Genomic DNA, 650 nt, shown 5'->3' on the forward strand with positions numbered 1-650 from the left:
ACCCTGGCTATTCGTGACGTAGTTCGTAATGCAGCCCGCTGAGATGCGAAAGGTGCGCCCGGCCTGCAAGGATGTGATTGCCTAGATCATGTCCATACAGGGAACGGGTGCACCTTTCTGGTGTCCAACACTACCGGGTGGGACCGGCGGCTTTCGGTGGCCGCCGACGGGCGGGGCCTGGTGGGCCACGCCGGGGCGGTGCTGCTGCGCGCGTGCGCGGATCGCACCGGGCTGACCGGCGCTCTTTCACACGCCCTGAGCCGGCGTGGCGTGCCGCCGGGTTGGGACCGGGGCGTGGTGCTGGTGCAGCTCGCGGTGGCGATCGCGCTGGGCGCCACGAGCATGAGCGAGATCGCGTTGCTCGCGCACCAGGCCGCGCTGTTCGGGGCGCCGGCGTCGGACTCCACCGTGCGCCGCACGCTCGAGCCCTTCGACGCGGTGCTGCTGGAACGGATCGCCAAGGCCCGAGCCCGGGTGCGCGCGCACGTGTGGGATCTGATCGCCGCGACCGAGCGGGGGTTCCCGTGGCTGGTGGTGGCGGGAAAACTCCTGACGGGCTGGGTCGTGATCGACCTGGACGCCACGATCATCGAGTCCTCCAGCAAGAAGCAGGGCGCGGCCGGCACGTTCAAGATGACCTTCGGCTTCCA

The 650-nt window shown here is 69.5% G+C and carries 1 protein-coding gene; it reads left to right on the forward strand.

Translation table 11 applies throughout. From position 1 onward, the window contains the following. Positions 1-120: 120 nt before the first annotated feature. On the forward strand, positions 121-650 hold a 530-nt coding region (locus KGA66_RS29330; protein WP_211472896.1), incomplete at its 3' end, for a transposase.

The sequence above is a fragment of the Actinocrinis puniceicyclus genome, from assembly GCF_018283645.1.
Classification (GTDB): domain Bacteria; phylum Actinomycetota; class Actinomycetes; order Streptomycetales; family Catenulisporaceae; genus Actinocrinis; species Actinocrinis puniceicyclus.